Origin of the sequence: Brevibacillus sp. HB1.3, assembly GCF_013186635.1 — a bacterium.
In the GTDB taxonomy this organism is placed as follows: Bacteria; Bacillota; Bacilli; order Brevibacillales; family Brevibacillaceae; genus Brevibacillus; species Brevibacillus brevis_D.
The window spans coordinates 246,172-264,284 of the sequence record NZ_JABMIT010000007.1 but is presented as its reverse complement, the minus strand read 5'-3'; the positions used below and the strand labels follow the sequence as shown (position 1 = coordinate 264,284).

Annotated in this window: 19 protein-coding genes; 16 read left to right on the top strand and 3 right to left on the bottom strand. The window is 47.6% G+C overall.

The window, feature by feature from the left end:
• Positions 1–4: 4 nt before the first annotated feature.
• The 3 genes from HPY31_RS18290 to HPY31_RS18280 are packed head-to-tail and all read left to right on the top strand — an operon-like array spanning position 5 to position 3,169.
• Positions 5–1,729, top strand: coding sequence for a CotH kinase family protein (locus HPY31_RS18290; RefSeq protein ID WP_172141877.1), 1,725 nt, complete (start codon positions 5–7; stop codon positions 1,727–1,729).
• The gene (locus HPY31_RS18285; protein WP_172141876.1) at positions 1,726–2,460 is read left to right on the top strand and encodes a polyphosphate polymerase domain-containing protein; all 735 of its coding nucleotides are present in this window, start codon (positions 1,726–1,728) and stop codon (positions 2,458–2,460) included. The genes HPY31_RS18290 and HPY31_RS18285 overlap by 4 nt, the downstream gene beginning before the upstream one ends.
• A gap of 22 nt (positions 2,461–2,482) precedes the next feature.
• The gene (locus HPY31_RS18280; protein WP_172141875.1) at positions 2,483–3,169 is read left to right on the top strand and encodes a DUF4956 domain-containing protein; all 687 of its coding nucleotides are present in this window, start codon (positions 2,483–2,485) and stop codon (positions 3,167–3,169) included.
• Between the two features lie 71 nt (positions 3,170–3,240).
• Here HPY31_RS18280 and HPY31_RS18275 read toward each other — a convergent pair whose 3' ends face one another.
• From HPY31_RS18275 to HPY31_RS18265, 3 genes are all read right to left on the bottom strand, one after another.
• Entirely contained in the window at positions 3,241–4,635 is a 1,395-nt protein-coding gene (locus HPY31_RS18275) for a DUF4832 domain-containing protein (protein ID WP_172141874.1), read from the bottom strand.
• Between the two features lie 32 nt (positions 4,636–4,667).
• Complete coding sequence (locus HPY31_RS18270; protein ID WP_172141873.1) at positions 4,668–5,819, bottom strand: response regulator; 1,152 nt, start codon at positions 5,817–5,819, stop codon at positions 4,668–4,670.
• Positions 5,820–5,974: 155 nt separating this feature from the next.
• Positions 5,975–6,295: a thioredoxin family protein gene (locus HPY31_RS18265; protein WP_172141872.1), complete on the bottom strand. Its 321-nt coding sequence runs from the start codon at positions 6,293–6,295 to the stop codon at positions 5,975–5,977.
• A gap of 223 nt (positions 6,296–6,518) precedes the next feature.
• Here HPY31_RS18265 and HPY31_RS18260 point away from each other — a divergent pair, with 223 nt between their 5' ends.
• The 13 genes from HPY31_RS18260 (at position 6,519) to HPY31_RS18200 (ending at position 18,087) form a co-directional block, all read left to right on the top strand.
• Positions 6,519–6,974, top strand: a complete 456-nt coding sequence (locus HPY31_RS18260; RefSeq protein WP_172141871.1) for a prepilin peptidase — start codon at positions 6,519–6,521, stop codon at positions 6,972–6,974.
• Positions 6,975–7,071: 97 nt separating this feature from the next.
• Positions 7,072–7,911, top strand: a complete 840-nt coding sequence (locus HPY31_RS18255; protein WP_172141870.1) for a CpaB family protein — start codon at positions 7,072–7,074, stop codon at positions 7,909–7,911.
• 3 nt (positions 7,912–7,914) lie between these two features.
• The gene (locus HPY31_RS18250; protein ID WP_172141869.1) at positions 7,915–9,072 is read left to right on the top strand and encodes a CpaE/TadZ family protein; all 1,158 of its coding nucleotides are present in this window, start codon (positions 7,915–7,917) and stop codon (positions 9,070–9,072) included.
• Positions 9,073–9,085: 13 nt separating this feature from the next.
• On the top strand, positions 9,086–10,474 hold the full coding sequence (locus tag HPY31_RS18245; protein ID WP_012684313.1) for a TadA family conjugal transfer-associated ATPase: 1,389 nt from the start codon (positions 9,086–9,088) through the stop codon (positions 10,472–10,474).
• Positions 10,452–11,378: a type II secretion system F family protein gene (locus HPY31_RS18240; RefSeq protein ID WP_016740289.1), complete on the top strand. Its 927-nt coding sequence runs from the start codon at positions 10,452–10,454 to the stop codon at positions 11,376–11,378. Before HPY31_RS18245 ends, HPY31_RS18240 begins: the two co-directional genes overlap by 23 nt.
• 4 nt (positions 11,379–11,382) lie before the next feature.
• Positions 11,383–12,318 (top strand): type II secretion system F family protein, encoded by a 936-nt coding sequence (locus HPY31_RS18235; RefSeq protein ID WP_016740290.1) that lies wholly within the window; start codon positions 11,383–11,385, stop codon positions 12,316–12,318.
• Positions 12,319–12,427: 109 nt separating this feature from the next.
• Positions 12,428–12,640, top strand: a complete 213-nt coding sequence (locus HPY31_RS18230; RefSeq protein WP_016740291.1) for a hypothetical protein — start codon at positions 12,428–12,430, stop codon at positions 12,638–12,640.
• Positions 12,641–12,750: 110 nt separating this feature from the next.
• Positions 12,751–14,184, top strand: coding sequence for a vWA domain-containing protein (locus HPY31_RS18225; protein ID WP_172141868.1), 1,434 nt, complete (start codon positions 12,751–12,753; stop codon positions 14,182–14,184).
• 30 nt (positions 14,185–14,214) lie between these two features.
• The gene (locus HPY31_RS18220; RefSeq protein WP_172141867.1) at positions 14,215–15,366 is read left to right on the top strand and encodes a hypothetical protein; all 1,152 of its coding nucleotides are present in this window, start codon (positions 14,215–14,217) and stop codon (positions 15,364–15,366) included.
• A 15-nt stretch (positions 15,367–15,381) separates the two neighbouring features.
• A complete protein-coding gene (locus HPY31_RS18215) occupies positions 15,382–16,236 on the top strand; it encodes a hypothetical protein (protein ID WP_172141866.1) in 855 nt (284 codons plus the stop codon).
• A gap of 23 nt (positions 16,237–16,259) precedes the next feature.
• A complete protein-coding gene (locus HPY31_RS18210; protein ID WP_172141865.1) occupies positions 16,260–16,982 on the top strand; it encodes a hypothetical protein in 723 nt (240 codons plus the stop codon).
• Between the two features lie 34 nt (positions 16,983–17,016).
• Positions 17,017–17,418, top strand: a complete 402-nt coding sequence (locus HPY31_RS18205; protein WP_172141864.1) for a TadE/TadG family type IV pilus assembly protein — start codon at positions 17,017–17,019, stop codon at positions 17,416–17,418.
• Positions 17,419–18,087 (top strand): Tad domain-containing protein, encoded by a 669-nt coding sequence (locus HPY31_RS18200; RefSeq protein ID WP_172141863.1) that lies wholly within the window; start codon positions 17,419–17,421, stop codon positions 18,085–18,087. It begins immediately after the preceding gene.
• Positions 18,088–18,113 lie beyond the last annotated feature (26 nt).

Genomic DNA, 18,113 nt, shown 5'->3' with positions numbered 1-18,113 from the left:
TAGGTTGAAGAAAAAACGATTCATACTGAGCCTGCTCGTAGCATTCGGAGTTGTATTGACTGGTTGTACACAGGATGTACCTGAACAGCCAGTGTCAGACAACCCGTCAGCAACGAGTCAGGTGGAGCCAACTCAGCAGCTGAACGAGAGGCTGATTGAGAATAGAAGCGTATACGATCAGGATGTGGATGGGAGCATCGTCCATTTATATGTGACGGTAGTCAACGAAGAAAACTCAAAACTGAAGACGACTACCTTTACGGAACTCAATCTAGCTCCTAGTGGACGAAATGAAAAGGGAGAAGATCTCCAGGCCAAAGTCATTATGCAGGAAGGGACGGCGGAGGGGCCAACTCAAGGTCACTTTGGTTTTGGCGAGACGAGAGCGAACGGAACGATTGAGTTGCGGGGGGAATCGAGCAGGAGAGCGGAACAAAAATCGTACAAAATCCGTTTGTTCGAAAGTGCCGGATACTGGCGGGATCAGCGCAACATCAACTTAAGCAAGCACAAGTCTGACATGACGCGTGTTCGACAAAAGCTTAGCTTTGATTATTTCGAGCAGATGCCGAATATGACCAGCTTGCGGACGCAGTTCGTTCAAGTAAAAATCAAGGATTTGACCAAAAAAAATCCGGACAGGGACTTTGTTGATTACGGTTTGTTCACTCAAATTGAACAGCCAAACAAAACATTTTTGCAGGCGCACGGATTGGACCGGAACGGAAACTTGTACAAGGCAATTGATTTCGAGTTCCATCGCTATGAGGATCAGATCAAGCTGGCGACCGATCCTACTTACGACAAGAAAGCATTTGAGAAAATTTTGGAGATCAAAGGCAGCGAGAATCATGAAAAGCTCATTGCCATGCTGGAGGATCTCCATAATCCTGCAATGAATACGCAGGACTTTTTGGACAAGCATTTTGATCGGGAGAACTACTACACATGGTTGGCATCCAACCTGTTGATGGGGAATCACGACACGGCTGTTCATAATTTTTATTTATACAGCCCAAGCAACTCGGACAAATGGTATTTCCTCCCGTGGGACTATGACTCAACGTGGGGATTTTTCGAAGAGGAGCTCAAGCGCAGTCCAGAAAAAGGACTTGGTCCATGGCAGTTTGGCCTCTCCGAATACTGGGTGTCGAACCTGCATAGCCGCGTCTTCAAAGACCCGGAAAACATCAAGGCGCTAAACGAAAAGGTTGAGGAAGTTAGCAAGATCATTACAAAAGAGCAAACGGAAAAATACTTGAAGAGCTATTATCCGATTGTGAGCAAATACGTGCTGCAACTACCTGATTTATATAATTTGCCGTTGGATGTCTCCTATTTTCACAAGGAGCAAGCACTTCTCTCTGGTGAACCAGAGCGTAACAAAAAGAGGTACTATGAACGCCAAGAGAACCCGATGCCCTTTTTTATGGGAGAGCCAAGAAAAGAAGGAGATAAGCTCATTTTTGCTTGGGACCATTCCTATGACCTGCAAGGAGACGATCTGACCTATGATTTTGCTGTCAGCTACGATCCTGCGTTTACGAAGATACACGCGCAGGCAAAGGGGCTGACAGGAGTCCAATACACGATAAACGATCCGGGAAAAGGTCGCTTTTTCTGGCGGGTGATTGTACGGGACAGCAAAGGGAACGTACAGACGGCATTTGACAGAGTAGAGCCGGAGGATGCGATTTATCATGGGGTGAAGGAGTTCGTGTTGAAATGAAAGGAATCCAGAGCACGGGCATCCAGCTCGGCAACAAGCGATTGCGGCATGAGTTGAAGTATTATCTTCGGCTGAGTCATTACGAGCCGCTCCGGCAGAAATTGCGTCTGATCGCAACTCCTGACCCTCATTCTGTAAGTGAGGAAGGGTATCATATTCGCAGCCTGTATTTTGATGACTATCACGACACGGCTCTCTATGAAAAAAACTACGGGGTTTTTCAAAGAAAAAAGTATCGCATTCGCATTTACAACAAAAGTGATTCGGTCATCAAGATGGAGCGAAAGAGCAAGTTTGGAGGATACATTTGCAAAGAATCAGCGTCGATTACGCGGGATGAGTATGAACAGATTTTGGCAGGAGATGTTGAATTTCTACGTGAGACGGAAAGTGCTGTGCTGCGAGATTTTTATTTGTCGTGCAAGAATCATTTGTTTCGGCCTCGCGTCATTACGGATTATGTTCGAGAGGCGTATTTGGTTAGAGAAGGGAACGTCCGAATTACATTTGATAAGTACTTGAAGGCAAACGTCAATTCGCTTGATATTTTTGACGAACACATCATGATGGTCAGAGCGATTCATCAGCCGATGATGATCATGGAAGTGAAGTACGATCAATTCCTGCCATTCAATATGAGACTTTTGCTACAGAATCTGAGTAATCAGCGGTCGGCTATCTCCAAATATGTCATTTGCAGAGAGGAAACCAAAAAGTACTATAATCTTTAGTGTGAGGAGAAGTCGAGAAATTATGGACACGACCAATACGATTACTTTTCAAGATATCATCAAAAAAAGCGTCTTAAAAATGGATCAATTCGCCAGCATCTCGATCATCGATACCGTCATAGGACTTGTGCTGTCGGGAGTGCTTGGGTTGTTCATCTACTATATTTACAAGAAAACGTTTCGCGGCGTCGTCTATACGCACACCTTTAACATCACGCTGGTGGCGATGGCCATGCTTACTTGCCTGATTATCATGACGATTAGCACGAATATCGTGCTCTCTCTCGGGATGGTCGGCGCGTTGAGCATTGTGCGGTTCCGTACCGCCATCAAAGACCCGTTGGATATTGTCTTCATGTTTTGGTCGATCTCGGTCGGTATTGCGACGGGAGCAGGTGTGTACCCGGTTTCCGTTCTAGGATCTCTGGTAGTGGCGGGTGTTATTGTCGTATTATCCAAGCGGCAAATGAGAGATGTTGCTTATCTGCTCATTATTACCTATCAGGATCAAGCCAATGACGGAGTCAAATACCAGTTGAACAAGTTAAAGTACACGCTGAAATCAAAGACAGTCAACAAAGAGATGGTGGAATTGATTGTAGAAGTAAAAATCAAAGGAGATCATACGGCATTTGTTCAAGATATTGCAGAGGTAGAAGGTGTGAAAAACGTATCATTGGTCAGCTACGATGGCGATTATGCACCATAAATGATTCTATAAAAAATCCCTTTCTGACGACTCCTTTACAGGTTGTCAGGAAGGGATTTTTCCTTTGATGATCAGTCTCGTACTTGAACCTTGCCTAGTGTGTATCTTCCGTCCGCTCTTTTTCCTTCCATGGCAAATTGAATGCCCGGTTCTTCTGTATGGGGATCGAGGATAGCCACACAGAGAGTGTAGGTTCCTTCTGGTAAATCATCTGGGATTTTCAAGCTTTGCTTGACGGTTTTCGTGCCGGGAAGCCATTTGCGGATGTCCTCGTCCGTTTTGGTCTTGGTTACGATCTCGCCATTTTCATCCGTGAGTGACAGCTCAAGAATCCATGGGAAATAAAAAGGAGCGACACCGTGGTTTTGCCAATCCATCGTTACAGTAAGGCTTTTTCCGGGCTCGACTGTTTTGGCATGTGTCTCTTTGGCGATGGAGAAGCGGTAGCCAATTGTGTTTAAAAAGCGGTCCAAGTATTGTTGTTGTTCGCTATCTTTTTCGAACTGTGCAGGTGTATTGGGGCCAAGCCAGCTAACATGTGAAGCTTTGGCTTGTGAGATTACCTGGTTAATGGAGGAGCGATCAAAGTAGCTGTTTAACGAGTCGGATGGGGAGAACTCTCCACCGCTTGGTGCGTACTTCCAAAAGTCAGGCATGGCAGGCATTGTCTCTTTGGTCAGCCAGGATACATAGCCCTTCTGTATCCAGGACAGGTAGCTGTCTGTATCTTCTTTGTTGCCGAACATGTCGTTAAACAGGCCCAGCTTGTACTCTTTGGCGACTGGATGTGGTCTTCGCATCAGTAGCATGGAATCAGGGAAGTTATCCAGATACGGTTGGACGTACTGATCCGTGACTTCTGTCGCAGGGAAAGGAATAGACGTATCGGTGTGCCATTCTCCCCAGTGACCGACGCTTCCCAGTTGAATGAAAGCAATGCGGGGATCGTCCTTGTAACGTTCTCCCAGAGCGTCAATCAACTGTTTGTGGTATTTGATGATCAATGGGTTGCTGTAGTTGGGACTATAGCCTTTGCCATAGTCGTTTCGATACCACTCGCCGTCTTCAAAGTTGTCATTGTCCCCGCCGATCTCGTTGTATAGCCAATCCGGTATCTCCATGTCTGATTTGGTGTGGGGAATATCCATTACGATACGGAGGATGAACTTGACATCTTTTTCTGTCCATTCTTCAAACAGGATCGCATCTTCGACTTCATCAAATGCATAATCCCCTTTAGTAGGCTCGAGCATCCTCCAGGTAAGATTGGCATAGACGAGCGTGTGTTCTTGCTCAAGATTACTCGTCCGTGAGTCGGGAGCCAGTCCCATATACGGGTTTCGGAGCACGTCTTGGGTTTGTTTTGGTGAATAGGTCGCCGTTCCATAACTGGAGGCGGCGGCAGAGGAAGGTAGAATGCAAAAAGCAGCGAGAAGTACGCTGTATAGAACACCTCTGAGCTTCATGAGTGCCCCCTAGATTTAGTGAGAGAGTAGCATTACTTTTGTTCTGTCTCTTGTTTCCATATGTGATACCACTTGGTGATATGTTCGTTTGCTGCGGAGCCGAGTTCATTCTCCCATCGAGAGGTCAAGAGTTGATACTGTTCTTCTACGGCCGCATGATCGTCCAAGGAAGCATACAACTGCATCAAGATCATGTAGCTGTCTTCTTCAAGCGGGTGCAAATTCTGAATGCGTTGGTTGACGTTGATCGCCTCTCGTACTCTGCCGTGTCCCAAATAAAAGCTGCTCATTGTTTTGGCGAGCGAAAGCCACATTCTGCGGAGTCTTTCCCGCTCGTACTCTGCCCACAAATAGTCGTAGTCTCCGAAATAATCGCCTGTATACGCTGCGAGCAATTGCTCATACTCCTGCATATTGGCAAGAGAGAGGGGAGGGAATTGTTTGAGACGATTCTCCCATTCCTCCACATCGATCGTAGCCGAATCAATCGTCAGCTTATAGCCGCCTTCTAGATTGCCTTTGTTGATCGATATTGTTTGGAGACCATAGCGTTTCAAGGTTTGCCGGATGAGGTAAATCGTCGTATATAGCTGGGTTACGCCTTTGCTTCCATCATAGTCCGGCCACAAAAGCTCGATAAGCGAATCTTTGTCGATCATTTTGTTGCGGTGATGCAACAAATATGCAAACAGCTCGCGGGCTTTATTCGTGCGCCACTTGATCTCTTGCGGCTCCTGATTGGGCTGGTGAAACAAAATACTATTGAAGCATTGGATGGAGACGACTGATTCTTCTTTAACAGGCGCGGCTTCTTTCGCGGACTTGATTCTCTCACGAAGACGGTCCATTGTCTTTTGCAAGCGTTGAAGCTGTACGGGCTTCATGATGTAATCCAGCGCGCATAGCTCAAAAGCATCAACGGCGTACTTATCGTACCCTGTGACAAATACGATCTCCGGGGAGTTATCGATTCCTTGCAGACGTTCTCCGATCTCCAGTCCACTGATGCGCGGCATATTAATATCTAAAAATACGACATCTGGTTGAAGAGATATTGCTTGGTCGATCGCTTCGAGAGGATTGGTGTAGGCTCCGACTACCTTAACGCCGCCAACATCTTTTTCTAGCAATCGTTGCAGATGCATCAAGGGTAGTTGCTCGTCGTCTACCAATAAGGCTCTCATCCACTGTCTCTCCTTCAAAAAACGATAAAATGCAACAGATTGTCTTACGAATCTGATTTGTTCATACTTTCTACTCTATCATCAAAAGAGGGGTTATCCAAATCTTTACGGTGGAGGGAAATGTGAATTTTTTAGCAATTTAAGGTATTCTCCGCCTAGGTCGCATCCACTGTCAACTTCAGAACATTCTCCAACTTATCAAACGAGACAAACCGGGCTTGTCGGAACACTTCTTTTCCGTCCATGAACAGAAGGATCGCCGGAGCTGTAAATACGAGAAACTCACCGGAAAGATTAGGCATTTTTTCCATGGATGCAACCATACTTTTCACTTGTGGGTATTGTTTCAGCAGTTCTACCGTTCTTGCGTAGGTGACATCGCAAACGCCGCAGTTTGCCGTTTTAATGAACAGCAGGCTGAGGGGATGGCCCTCGATGTCTGTAAGCAGTTCAGTCAGTTCTACATATTCCTGCACAGTTCTCCACCTCTTGTTTCGTTGTCCTCACACATTATCATCAGCTTACCCTACGATTCGACAGATTGAAAAGGAAAAACGTCCCGCCCAATCTCAGGAAAAAAGAGAATGAAAGCGATTTCCAGTAAAAGTCCCAAAAAAAATTGGGTATTTTTGCAACAATCTTCTAAAATCCTCCGTCTGTAATGGTGAATTTTTCCTAAATAGCAGGAAGGGAGGACATATGTTGTTATCCATGTATGTCATCATTCCCATTCTTTTCGTAATGGTAGTCGCTATGTATACCGACCTGCGCAGTCGTCTCATTTACGACTGGCTGACGCTTCCGGGAATCGTTTATTTTCTCCTCGTGCATGCGTACCTTCATCCGGAAAAATGGCTATCCTATGCGATGGGCGCTATCGTGCTGGGCGGAATCTCACTGCTCATGGCGGTAATCAGTAAAGGGCAGATGGGCGGAGGCGATATCAAGCTGCTGGCTTTGGTGGGAGCGGCGGTTGGATGGCAAGCGGGATTGGTCGTACTCATGCTTACGTATTTGCTCGCGGGAGTCAGTGTACTTCCCATATGGGTCATATCCAAGATGACGGGCAGAATGAAGCTTAACCGAGAGATACCACTGGCGCCATTTATCGCTGGAGGAACCAGTCTAATGCTGGTCATGGTTACGTATTACTAGTCTTTTTCTCATAAGGTTGTCGATTCGGAATCTTGGTAATAAAACGACAAAACATGACACTTGAATGGATTTTTCAAAAAAGAGAGGGAATCTTCAGATGTTGGAATCAAAACGTAGAGCAATCATCTTCCTTGTATTATCGTTCCTACTTGCTGCTCTGGCGGGCTTTCTGTTTTTGCAAAAAATCAAGGATTTGAACGCGCAGCTTGGCGAGATGGTGGAAATTTACGAGGCGAATGCAGACATTCCATCTCGGGCACTGATTCAACCCGACCAATTGACGGTAAGGGAAATCCCCAAAAAGTACGCGGATGATTCGTATGTGATCGATAAAGCCAGTTTGAAAAATCAAGTCACGATTGTCCCTTTGTCGAAGGGGGATATCATTACGAAAAACATCATGAAGCCAGCAAATGTTGTTCGGGACGAGAACAACAGGCTCGTGACGGTATTTTCATCGAATAATATCGTCTTCGATCAAGAGTTGGAAGCGCTAGACCGGGTCGACATCATTATCTCGCATGAGGTGAGTGGAAAGCCCGTAACGGAAGTGTTCATGAAAGATGTACCGGTCGCCATGGTAGCAAAATCGGAGAACAGCTTCAAGGGCGTGGCTTTGGAACTGCCGTTTGAAGAAGCGCCGAAATTCATTCACCAGCAGCATTACGCCCAGATGGTTCGCATTTTGAAAGCGAATGTGGGCAAAGGAGATTTGGGCATTCCTGATCCGTTTGTGGAGCCTACCCCGGAACAGACGAAACCTCCTGGCAAACCAGCCGACGCCAAACCTGGGACACCAGCAGTAACGCCACCTGCGGCACAGCCTACCGGACAGCCCGCCGTCCAGACACCACCAACGGCTCCGGTTCAGCCACAAAGCAAACCAACTTCGGTACCACCGCAGCCAACTAATCAACCACCGAAAACCGGAGGATAAGTCATGAACAAAGATATGAAAATTCTCGTCGTTGCGGATTACGACTCTGTAAAAGACATGCTGAGGGAAATTCTGTCCGTTTACGAGCAAGTACGATACACGACTTCCAGCGAAGTGAAAAAAGAAATTGACCGCATTGGACCCGATGTTGTTTTGCTTGTTCAGCCGGAAGACGGGGCAGGAGTAGAGCTGGTGCAGTACATACAAGGCGAGCTCCCGGAGGGCATCCTCATTTATCTTACGGAAAAACAGGACTTTGTCCTGCTGCGAGATGTCGTCCGCGCGGGTGCGGTGGAATACATTGTCATGCCTGATGAGCTCAACCTTTTGTCTGATCGTCTCGACAAAATATCCGATCTATCCCTAATCAAACAGAGAAAAAAGGGCGCGGATGTATCCGGCAAGGCTTTTGTGAGAGGACGGGGGAAGGTGTACTCCTTTTACAGCGGAAAAGGGGGAAGCGGGCGAACGCAGCTGGCAACAGGCTTTGCGCAAGCATTGAAGCTGGAATCTACGGCAAGTGTGCTGCTCATCGACCTCAATCTCCAATACGGCGGTGTAGAAACCTTCTTGTCGTTTGAAAACAACCGTACATTAGGCGATCTGATGCCGGTTATGGATGAAATCAACGAATTTCATATTCGCAACGTGGCGCAGAGGGAGAACTATTCCAAGCTGGAGGTGCTGGTCAGCCCGCGGGATGCCGAGACAGCCGAGAATATGTCCGAAGCCTTCGTCACTAGGCTGATCCGTGCCAGTCGCCGCAGTTATGACTTTGTCATTCTCGACCTGCCAACGCATATGAACGAGCTAACCTTTGCCGCTTTGTCAGAGTCGGACATGATTTACTACGTGATGAATCTGGATACACCGTCCGTACAAATTTACCGACTCGTGGAAGACCTGTTCAAACGGCTTCGGATTGATACGTCAGGCAGGCTCGAAGTGATCGTCAACCAGGTGGGACGGGATAACGAACTGAACGTATCGGATTTGAAAGGATTATTCAACGCTCCGATTACTGCTGAAATCAGCAGAGATCATCAAGGAGTTCAAGCTGCCGTTAATCAAGGCCGACCATTGCAAAAAGAACCGAATGAGAAGAAGCTCTCTGTGGCTGCGAAAGACATCAGAAAATGGGTACTCAAGAAACTGTCATAAAGGTGGGAGTTAGATGGCTTTATTCCGACGCAAGCAAGAGCAGACAGCGCCAGGGGATGAGGCAAAGCAGACGACACTCGCTGCCACATTAGCAGCTCCTTCCTTCAATCCGTATATTGACGAGCTGGCTGAGCATTACAAGACCCGACTCTTACGTGAAACCAACCTGGAGAGGTTGACTAGTCTAGGTTCAGATGAGATGCGTCTCGCAATCGAGCGTCTCGTCTCCCAATACATGTCGGAAGAGAAAGTAGTCATTCCACGAAATGAAAAGGACATTCTGCTTACTCGTTTGATCAATGAATCGGTGGGGCTTGGCCCACTTGAACCGCTGCTTGCCGATCCAGAAATCACGGAGATCTCGATTAACGGACATAACCTGGTATACGTCGAGAAACGGGGAAGGCTGGAATTAACCGATTTAAAATTTCGAGACGAGGAACACTTGCGGCATATCGTGGACCGGATTGTGGCACCGCTTGGCCGTCGAATCGATGAAAGCTCGCCGATGGTCGACGCCCGTCTGAAGGATGGAAGCCGTGTGAATGCCGTCATCCCTCCGATCAGTCTCAATGGCACACTCGTTTCGATCCGTAAATTTCGTAAAGAGCCTTTCTTGATGGATGATCTGATGCAATTTGGTTCTTTCAGTGAAGCGATGTCTCAGTTCATTCAAGCCGTGGTGGAAGCCAAAATGAACGTGCTGATCTCCGGCGGGACCGGTAGTGGTAAGACAACGCTACTGAATGCGACAGCAAAAGCGATTCCGCACTACGAACGTGTCATAACTATTGAGGATTCGGCCGAGTTGAAGCTGACTCATCCCAACTGTATTGGGATGGAGGCACGCCCGCCCAATATGGAGGGAACAGGGGAAGTCACCATCCGTCAGCTCGTGCGAAACTCGCTTCGGATGAGGCCAGACCGAATCATCGTCGGGGAGGTACGGGGTCCAGAGGCATTCGACATGCTGCAGGCCATGAATACCGGGCATGAAGGATCACTTACAACGGTTCACGCCAACTCACCACAGGATGCCTTTAACCGTTTGGAAGGGATGGTCGTTATGGCTGGGATGGATTTGCCCTCCTCGATTGTCCGCGAATATATCGTCAGTGCGCTTGATATCATCGTCCAAGTCACCCGCCTGTCAGACGGAACACGTAAAATCGTTTCGATTTCGGAAGTAGCGAAAACGGAAGACAAACGAGTAGAGGTCAACGAGATTTTTCGTTTCCAGCGAAAGGGAATCGGCGCAAAAGGGGAAGTGCTTGGCTACTTTACGGCAACGGGGGTAATTCCACGGTGCTTGGAGAGGCTCCAAGTTTTTGGAATCAATCTGGATGAATCCATGTTCAGGGCGGAAGGAGGGAAGCAGCGTGACCATGCCTATTCTGTTTAGTCTCGCGGTGTTGTTTGGCATCTGGGGCATGTACGAGTATCTCGGTTATCGGGCCAAGAAGACCGAATGGAAAAAGAAAGCAGAAGAATGGTTCGAGGTAAAGGGAAAACGAAAAAGCGTCGTCATCGTTTGGGGAGATAAATTTGACCAGACGCCCTATGCCAAGGAAATCCAAAAAAAGCTGATCCAAGCGAACTTCCCGCTTGCGCCCTCGGAATTTTACGGAATTTTGATCGTAGGGACTATGGGACTCGCTTTCTTACTCAGTAACGTGGTGAATATTCCCTTTCCTTACAACCTCATCATTGGTGCAGCGGTGATGTATCTCATACAGAACGTGTTGTTCTTCGTCAGACGAAATAAGTACCAGGAGCGGTTGAATGAACAGCTGTCCGAGGTGTGCCGCCTTTTGGCAAACTCATTGCGGGCAGGCCTTACGCTCTCGCAGGGGATCACGCTTGTTGCGAAAGAGATGAATTACCCTGCTGGCGAAGAGTTCAGCCGTATGGCGCGCGAGCTGCAGCTTGGCGTTAGCTTTGACCGCGCGCTCTCTGACATGGAAAAACGGATACCGACACGGGATTTCCGTATCTTTACTGCTACGCTGTTGATTCAACGGCGCGCAGGGGGAAATTTGAGCCAAGTGCTGCAGGAAATGGCAGAGACATTGGAGGATCGCCGCATTGTGAATCAGGAGATTAAGACGATGACCGCCGAGCAGCGATACGTCTCCATCTTGGTGCCGATTATGCCTATTGCCCTGGTACTGATGATGAACATGATGAACGAAGGCTTTATTGATCCGTTGTTTTCCGGATTTGGTCTTTTTCTTCTGGGGTTGTTCGTAATCGGAACTCTTTTGTCCTATATCCTCGTAAAGAAAGTGACCAACATAAAGGTGTGAAAACATGGATGCTCTCATAATTACATGCGTGTTCTTGTTTCTCTTGCTGTTCGCCATCTGTCTGAAGGAGTGGTATCGCTACTCCATCGAGAAGCAAAAACTGCTCACACATGTCCATGAGGTGACCGGACACAAAAACTACGGAGTGCGCAAGAAGGAAACCTCATCCGAACGTCTGGTCAAACGCCTGCTTAGGTATGGAGACGACTATGCGGTCATGGGTCAGCGCATCAACTTTTTTAGTGAGTCACATGAGGTTGAGGACTGGCTCCTGAAGGCTGGACGCCCGCTAGATTTGACAGTTGCCCAATTTCAAGGAGTCAAAATATTCATGGCTTTGCTCGGCATCATTGCCGGCGTGCTGTTTTTCATTCTTGGCTTTCCTTTGTCGCATCTGGGCCTAATCGCATGGCCGTTGATTGGATACTTTCTGCCCATCCTTTTGCTGAAGAACAAAGCCCGGGATCGTCAAAATCAGCTTCGTTATGACCTGCCGGAATTTCTCGACACCGTAAGCGTCACCCTGCAAGCGGGGGTAAGTCTCGATCAGGCATTGCGCGAAGTCATCAAGTTTTTTGACGGACCGATTCGGGAAGAGTTTTCCCGTTTCAATCAAGAGCTGGATCTGGGTGTACAGAGGGAAAAAGCGTATGAACAACTGCTTCGACGCAACGATAATCCGGAGTTTCAAATGCTGATCAAAGCGCTCATTCAGGGGATGCGCCTGGGAGTACCGATTGCCGTCACGTTCAAGGCACAGGCCGAAAACATGCGAAGAATCCGTAAAGAGCTGATCAAGGAAAAGGCAGCAAAGGCGTCGCCAAAAGTAACCTTGATCACCACGTTTGTCGTGACTCCTACAGCGATTATTCTGATTGGCGGTTTGATGGTATTGAATATTTTAGAGAACCTCGATTTGTTCTCTGGCATCATGCCATAATGTATGTTTTGACTTTATGGGAGGTGATGCCCGTCACAAAGATGGGATGAGTAATGTAAACAATATGTCTTATCAAATTCATTTTAACTATGAGGGGAGAAGATTTTTTATGAAAACCATGATGCAAAAACTGTATGTAAAAGTCCAAGGGGCTCTGCAAAATCAGAAAGGTGCTCAAGCCATTGAATGGATCGCGCTGGCAGGTGTGGTGATCGCCGTATTTGGAGCAGTAATCACTTACTTCAAAGGTAATCCTGATGGTGTGGGAAAATCAATTGGTGAAACGCTTGGCAATATCATCGGAGACTTGGATGGGAAGTAATCTGAGTGAATGCTGTTTGATTACAAACGTTGGAAAAGTTGGCGGTGAAGGGCTTTCCTTCACCGCCACACATACATAGTAAATCTGTAGGAAACAGGAGGTAGCAGTCGATGAGATTTGTGAAGGGAATTATTGCGGCCATCCTCCTTTTTAGCCTGCTAACGGCATGTTCACAAGAGGCAGGAAATCAACCGGAAACTCCACAGACCACGGATGGGCGGCCACCCTCTGTTCCATCAGGCACAGAAACACAACAGCCTCCAGACAAGACTGGTGAAACGAACACTGAGTTGAGCAGAGAAGAAAAAATAAAAGCGTTGGAGGCAATGGTAAAGGCTGGCCTCCTGCTAAAACGGGAAACAACAGAGGATTTTTTGAACACTCCTCCTGGGCTTTTTGCGGGGAAGTCGTATGACGACAACAAGGAAGAGATAGAAACGGAACTGAAGAAATTCCCTTATATTGAAAATCCAGACGAAGAAATCACGAATCTGTATTACCTTGCCCTCTTAGGTTTGTTCGCGGAGAGCTATCCCGATCCGCAACAAATTATTGATGATATGAAGATGGATTATTTCGGAAGTCCGGAAATCGAAGATCCTCGCTACCAGTACAAGGAAAACTACAATGTGGAGATTATTCTTGACGCAAGTGGCAGCATGGGTGCAATGGCGAACGGCAAGACGAGGATGGAGGCTGCCAAAGATGCCATCAAAGCCTTTGCTGAATCATTGCCGCCACAGGCCAATGTGGCTCTGCGCGTATACGGACATAAGGGCAGCGGGAAAGAGTCGGATAAAGCGCTCTCCTGCGGCAGCAGTGAGTTGGTATACGGAATGCAGTCTTACAACAAAGAAAAACTACAGAGTTCCTTGAATCAGTTTCAGCCTGCGGGATATACCCCGATTGCCTACTCCTTGCAGGAAGCCATGAAGGATTTGAGCAAATTTTCAGGGGACAAAAACACCAATATGATTTACCTGGTTAGCGACGGAATCGAAACATGCGGCGGAGACCCCGCCGAAGCAGCAAAACAACTTTCCCAATCAGCCATTACTCCGATTATTAACGTAATTGGTTTTGGCGTGGACGGCCCAGGGCAGCAACAGCTAAAAGAAGTGGCCAAGGCAGCAGGAGGACGCTACGTACTGATTCAGGATCAAAAAGAATTACAGGAAGAATTCAATCGTGGGAAAGAGATTGCAGACAAATGGAAAAAGTGGAAAGCAGATGCGTTCTATCAGGCTTTTGACACACGCATATCACGTAAGACAGACATCAGTTCGTTTGCAGCAGACTGGAGAATCATTGCTGGCGATGAAAGCTACAATATGAATTCTGCCATTACGACCATGGGTGCGGATGACATGATTCCGGATGAACTTGCCAATCGTCTCCGAACCATGAAGGACGAACAGAAGGATATAGCCAAGAAAAAGGCGGACGAATTGGAGGACTTTCTGGATTCGTTGAACGATAAGTCCTATAAGGAAACCGTGAATGCGATAAACAAGAAGTTTGCTCAGAATACGAAAACGAACTAAAGTCGAAATCTCCAAAAGGAGGTTTGTGAAGTGAGGAAATGGATTAGAGGCCCAATTGCAGCGGCTACCTTTGCTTTTCTGATTCTTTTGATGAATCTGCTTCCGCTTGCGGCTCTGGCATCATCTGTTAACCTGCAAGCGCCGAATTACAATGCGCCAAATTGGCAGCAACCGATCATACAGGCGCCAAACTGGGAACAGCGGAACATACAGGCGCCAAACTGGGAACAGCCGAATGTGCAGGCACCAAACTGGGAGCAGCCGAATCTGCAGGCACCGAACATGCAGGCGCCGAACATGCAGGCGCCGAACTGGCAGCAGCCAAATCTTCAGGCTCCAAACGTCAATCAACCGGACCTGCAAGCGCCAAATGTCAATCAACCGAACCCGCAAGCGCCAAACGCAAACGCCCCGACAACGAATATAGAAATGCAGCCACCCAACGCAAACTCTGACGGTTCGAAACCGATGACGGAGACGCTGGAATACGGTGCAGTCAAATGGACGTTCAAGGACGTCATGGGCGGAACGCTGGCATATAGTGCTGATTTGCTTATGAATGGCGAAGTAGACATGGCAGCGGGACTTCGTGGCAAAGGCATGTTCTTGGGAGATCTGGCTATAAAAGGCCTTGATCTTGCCTTCAAGAATACGCCGTATGTAAACACGGTAACAGGCTTGGGTGTCGATTCACTCGACGGGATGAGCGCGTGGGGCAACTATCAATTTGTGTTGGCACAATTGCCGAATAACAGTTTTCGAGATATTTTCCAAGGTGGTCAGCTGACGAATTCGGCAAATCCGTCCGGCGTCAGAATGCCGGGAATCGTGAAAGGTTTAAATGTGGGCGTAGCAGCAATCAGCCTTCCGTTTGACATCATGGATACGGTCGGCACCTTTGGCATGGCGTTTGATCCAAGCCAGAATGAAGCCACGCAAAATGAGAAATTTGTGGATGGCGTCGGTAATTTCGGCAGTGTGCTGATGGATGCAGGTGTCATTGCTTCCGTCATACCAGGTGGGCAGGCCGTAGGTGGAGTGCTTGTTGTCACCGGTGCGGTTTTGTGGGGATTGAGTAAGCTCGTGAAGTACGCTGACAAGCTAGCTGGAGGAGCGATTACCCGTGGAATCCGGGATGGGGTCGGAAAAGCTGTTGGCTGGGTGAAATCCTTATTTGCGTAACGGAGGTCCTTGCTTATGAAAGTCGTGAATACACCACAGGTTCAGGCTCAAATCGAGCGGAATAAGCGTTTTTTAGAGAGGACAGAGCTGTATAACTACCCAGCCTACGTAAACGGACAATATTACTATCATGTAGCGTACTGGAAATGGGGGAAAAAAGACGCTGTCGGGTACCTGGTGCTGCGACCGGATGGTGAAGTAGTTCGCCGCCATGAAGCAGAGCCTGTCGTGAAGCTGTTTTTGGTGCATGCACATGCGGGGCGCAAGATTAAGAACAATCTGGCCATGGATAAAGAGAAGCCGACCGAGATGTATGAGCAAAAATACGAGTATCTGAGGGCGCTTTTGCCCAGCTACCAGGATAAGATGGACACGGTGCTTCGGCAAGATGCAGAGAAGCTGATCGACGTTTGCAAAACCATGATGGAAAGCCGGGACCAGCTACGTGCTATTTATACTCGAGGGATGGATCTGCTCAATCAATTTTTCGCGCGCAACTACGTCATCGCTGGAGAAGAAACGGCATTACGGGATGTTTTGTTTGAATCCGACTACATTTTGTATGATCGCATTCGCAAGCAGGTGCTGATCAAAGACTCGGTGGATCGGCTTTACCAGCTTTTCCAGTCCAATCGAGTAGAACTGGATCGGATACAGGAGCAGAAACGAAAAAAGCTGAGTGACTTACTCTCCGTTTACAAAGACAAAACACTGCGAAATATTGCCGATGAATCCGTGAAAGGCTTTGAGACGCATACGACAGGGAAACATGAGTCTTTCCATTCGGTTGAACAGTTGCGGGAGGCCCACGAGAAGCTTAATATGACCATCCTGGAAAACGGGCTGATGGATAAACTGCGAAACCCATAACAGGAAAGGTGAGAGAAACCCATATGCATCCCTTCAAAGAAAGCATTCGTTTTTATGCACGGAACATCGAATCTTTGCTGCTCTTGTCCGCCGTGCTCGTGGTTCCATTTTTTATCATCCACAATTTTACGCTGAACTACCTGAATTTGATTGCGGCGATCACGGGCGCCAAATTCGTCGCAAGCTTTTTCAATCTGTTTTTACTGCTTCTGTTTTTGCTGATCCTCCAGATTCCTTTTGCCCAGTATGTTCAAAGTGATCTGGACGGCGATGAGCGTCCGATTCGTAAGGCATTTCGGACTTTTTTTGAACACAGCTTTTCCGTATTCGTGTTTGGGATCGTGTTTAGCTTTCTTGTCTCTACAGGAATGATGCTGTTCATGATACCTGGTTTGATTCTGATGGTCTTGTTCTATTTGACACCGTTTTTGGTGGTGCTGAAAAAACAATCGGCTTGGCGCTCTTGGCGAGCTGCCATGGAAATGGGCAAAAAGCATTTTTTCCAAATCTTTGGCCTGTTGCTACTGGTGAGTGTGGTGGAATGGCTAATCAGTATGGCGGGCTTGTTCCTCGTCACGTCGATTACGGCGACCTTCGGGGCGGTGATGTTTATCGAGTTGTTGCTCAATGTGATTGTTCTTCCGTTTTTTGCGGTCATGTTCATGATGTACGTGAATAAATGGAAGGACGAGGCGGCCAGAGCGGAAGCAGCTATAGCAGGGGGATTGCTGCTCGATGAAAGGTAGCTTGCAAATAAGTTCGAGAGGAGATGAGCGAAGAATGCGCCTGAAGAAGATCGTTTCCAATGAAAAGGGCTCGGTCACCGTAGAGTTTATCGCCATACTGCCGTTCGTCTTTCTGATCATGCTGATTTGCTGGCAGTTTCTTGTGGGCGTCTACGGTGTAATTATCTCTCAGTCGGCGGCAAATGAGGCGGCGAAGGTGTACGCCATAACGGGGAACTCGGGTGAAGCTATGAAAGCTGCGAAGAACGTGGTGGATGCTGCTGGAGGCTACATTTCCTACAATGGAGGCGGTATCACATGGGATGGCAGCGGATATTTTACCGCCAAGGTCGGCGTGCAGATGGAGCTGGGGTTTCTTCCTGACTGGCTTTATATCAAAAAGGAAGACCGATATATCTCTTTTGATCGAGAAATGAAGAGCAGGGTGATGAACTAGATGGTACGTATACTGCGTCACTTGCAAAATGAACGTGGAAATATGACGATCTTCACCCTGACGATTTACTGGTTTATCTTCATGCTGGTGTTTGTTGCGCTTTTCAACTTTTCGACCGTTTTTGTAGACAAGGAGCAGGCATCGAACAGTGCGCAGCAGGCGAGTATTGCGGCGGTGAAGGATATTTATGATGAGATGGATACGGCTATTAAAGTATATGATGCGTCACCCAATCGGTATTATGACCAAAATTATCTCAGCCTCAAACTAGAAGCTGCCAAGAGCAAGATGAGAGCATCGCACCCCGATTGGTCTCAAAGTGAAATTGAATTTGGCGCGATTGACTCGGTATTGAGCAACGAATTGCCGGGCAGTGTTGAGTTGCAAACATATGTAAGTCTAGGGTTGAAAAACGCGGCCAGCCAAATTCCGGGCGTAGTGCGCAAAGTGCTATCGGATAACAAGGCAACGCTCAGCGGTTCGTCCGTCAAATTGTTCAACAGTGACAATCGGATTGAAGTAACAACTTCTGTAAAGTACGAATCGGAATCGATGGGGTTTGACTTCATTCCCGCCTATTCCGAGCAAATCTACCAGACAGGTGAAAGCAGAAGGATCGGTTTTATTGATGAAGTAAGCGGATGGGTGAATCTGCATATTCCTATGTAGGAACGGCGAACATTGGAGGAAATGGC

Bases quoted from the DNA above. Each gene is read 5' to 3' on its own strand.
- HPY31_RS18285 (WP_172141876.1), top strand. From the start codon at position 1,726: ATGAAAGGAATCCAGAGCACGGGCATCCAGCTCGGCAACAAGCGATTG.
- HPY31_RS18280 (WP_172141875.1), top strand. From the start codon at position 2,483: ATGGACACGACCAATACGATTACTTTTCAAGATATCATCAAAAAAAGC.
- HPY31_RS18275 (WP_172141874.1), bottom strand. From the start codon at position 4,635: ATGAAGCTCAGAGGTGTTCTATACAGCGTACTTCTCGCTGCTTTTTGC.
- HPY31_RS18270 (WP_172141873.1), bottom strand. From the start codon at position 5,819: ATGAGAGCCTTATTGGTAGACGACGAGCAACTACCCTTGATGCATCTG.
- HPY31_RS18260 (WP_172141871.1), top strand. From the start codon at position 6,519: ATGTTGTTATCCATGTATGTCATCATTCCCATTCTTTTCGTAATGGTA.
- HPY31_RS18255 (WP_172141870.1), top strand. From the start codon at position 7,072: ATGTTGGAATCAAAACGTAGAGCAATCATCTTCCTTGTATTATCGTTC.
- HPY31_RS18250 (WP_172141869.1), top strand. From the start codon at position 7,915: ATGAACAAAGATATGAAAATTCTCGTCGTTGCGGATTACGACTCTGTA.
- HPY31_RS18245 (WP_012684313.1), top strand. From the start codon at position 9,086: ATGGCTTTATTCCGACGCAAGCAAGAGCAGACAGCGCCAGGGGATGAG.
- HPY31_RS18235 (WP_016740290.1), top strand. From the start codon at position 11,383: ATGGATGCTCTCATAATTACATGCGTGTTCTTGTTTCTCTTGCTGTTC.
- HPY31_RS18230 (WP_016740291.1), top strand. From the start codon at position 12,428: ATGAAAACCATGATGCAAAAACTGTATGTAAAAGTCCAAGGGGCTCTG.
- HPY31_RS18225 (WP_172141868.1), top strand. From the start codon at position 12,751: ATGAGATTTGTGAAGGGAATTATTGCGGCCATCCTCCTTTTTAGCCTG.
- HPY31_RS18215 (WP_172141866.1), top strand. From the start codon at position 15,382: ATGAAAGTCGTGAATACACCACAGGTTCAGGCTCAAATCGAGCGGAAT.
- HPY31_RS18210 (WP_172141865.1), top strand. From the start codon at position 16,260: ATGCATCCCTTCAAAGAAAGCATTCGTTTTTATGCACGGAACATCGAA.
- HPY31_RS18205 (WP_172141864.1), top strand. From the start codon at position 17,017: ATGCGCCTGAAGAAGATCGTTTCCAATGAAAAGGGCTCGGTCACCGTA.
- HPY31_RS18200 (WP_172141863.1), top strand. From the start codon at position 17,419: ATGGTACGTATACTGCGTCACTTGCAAAATGAACGTGGAAATATGACG.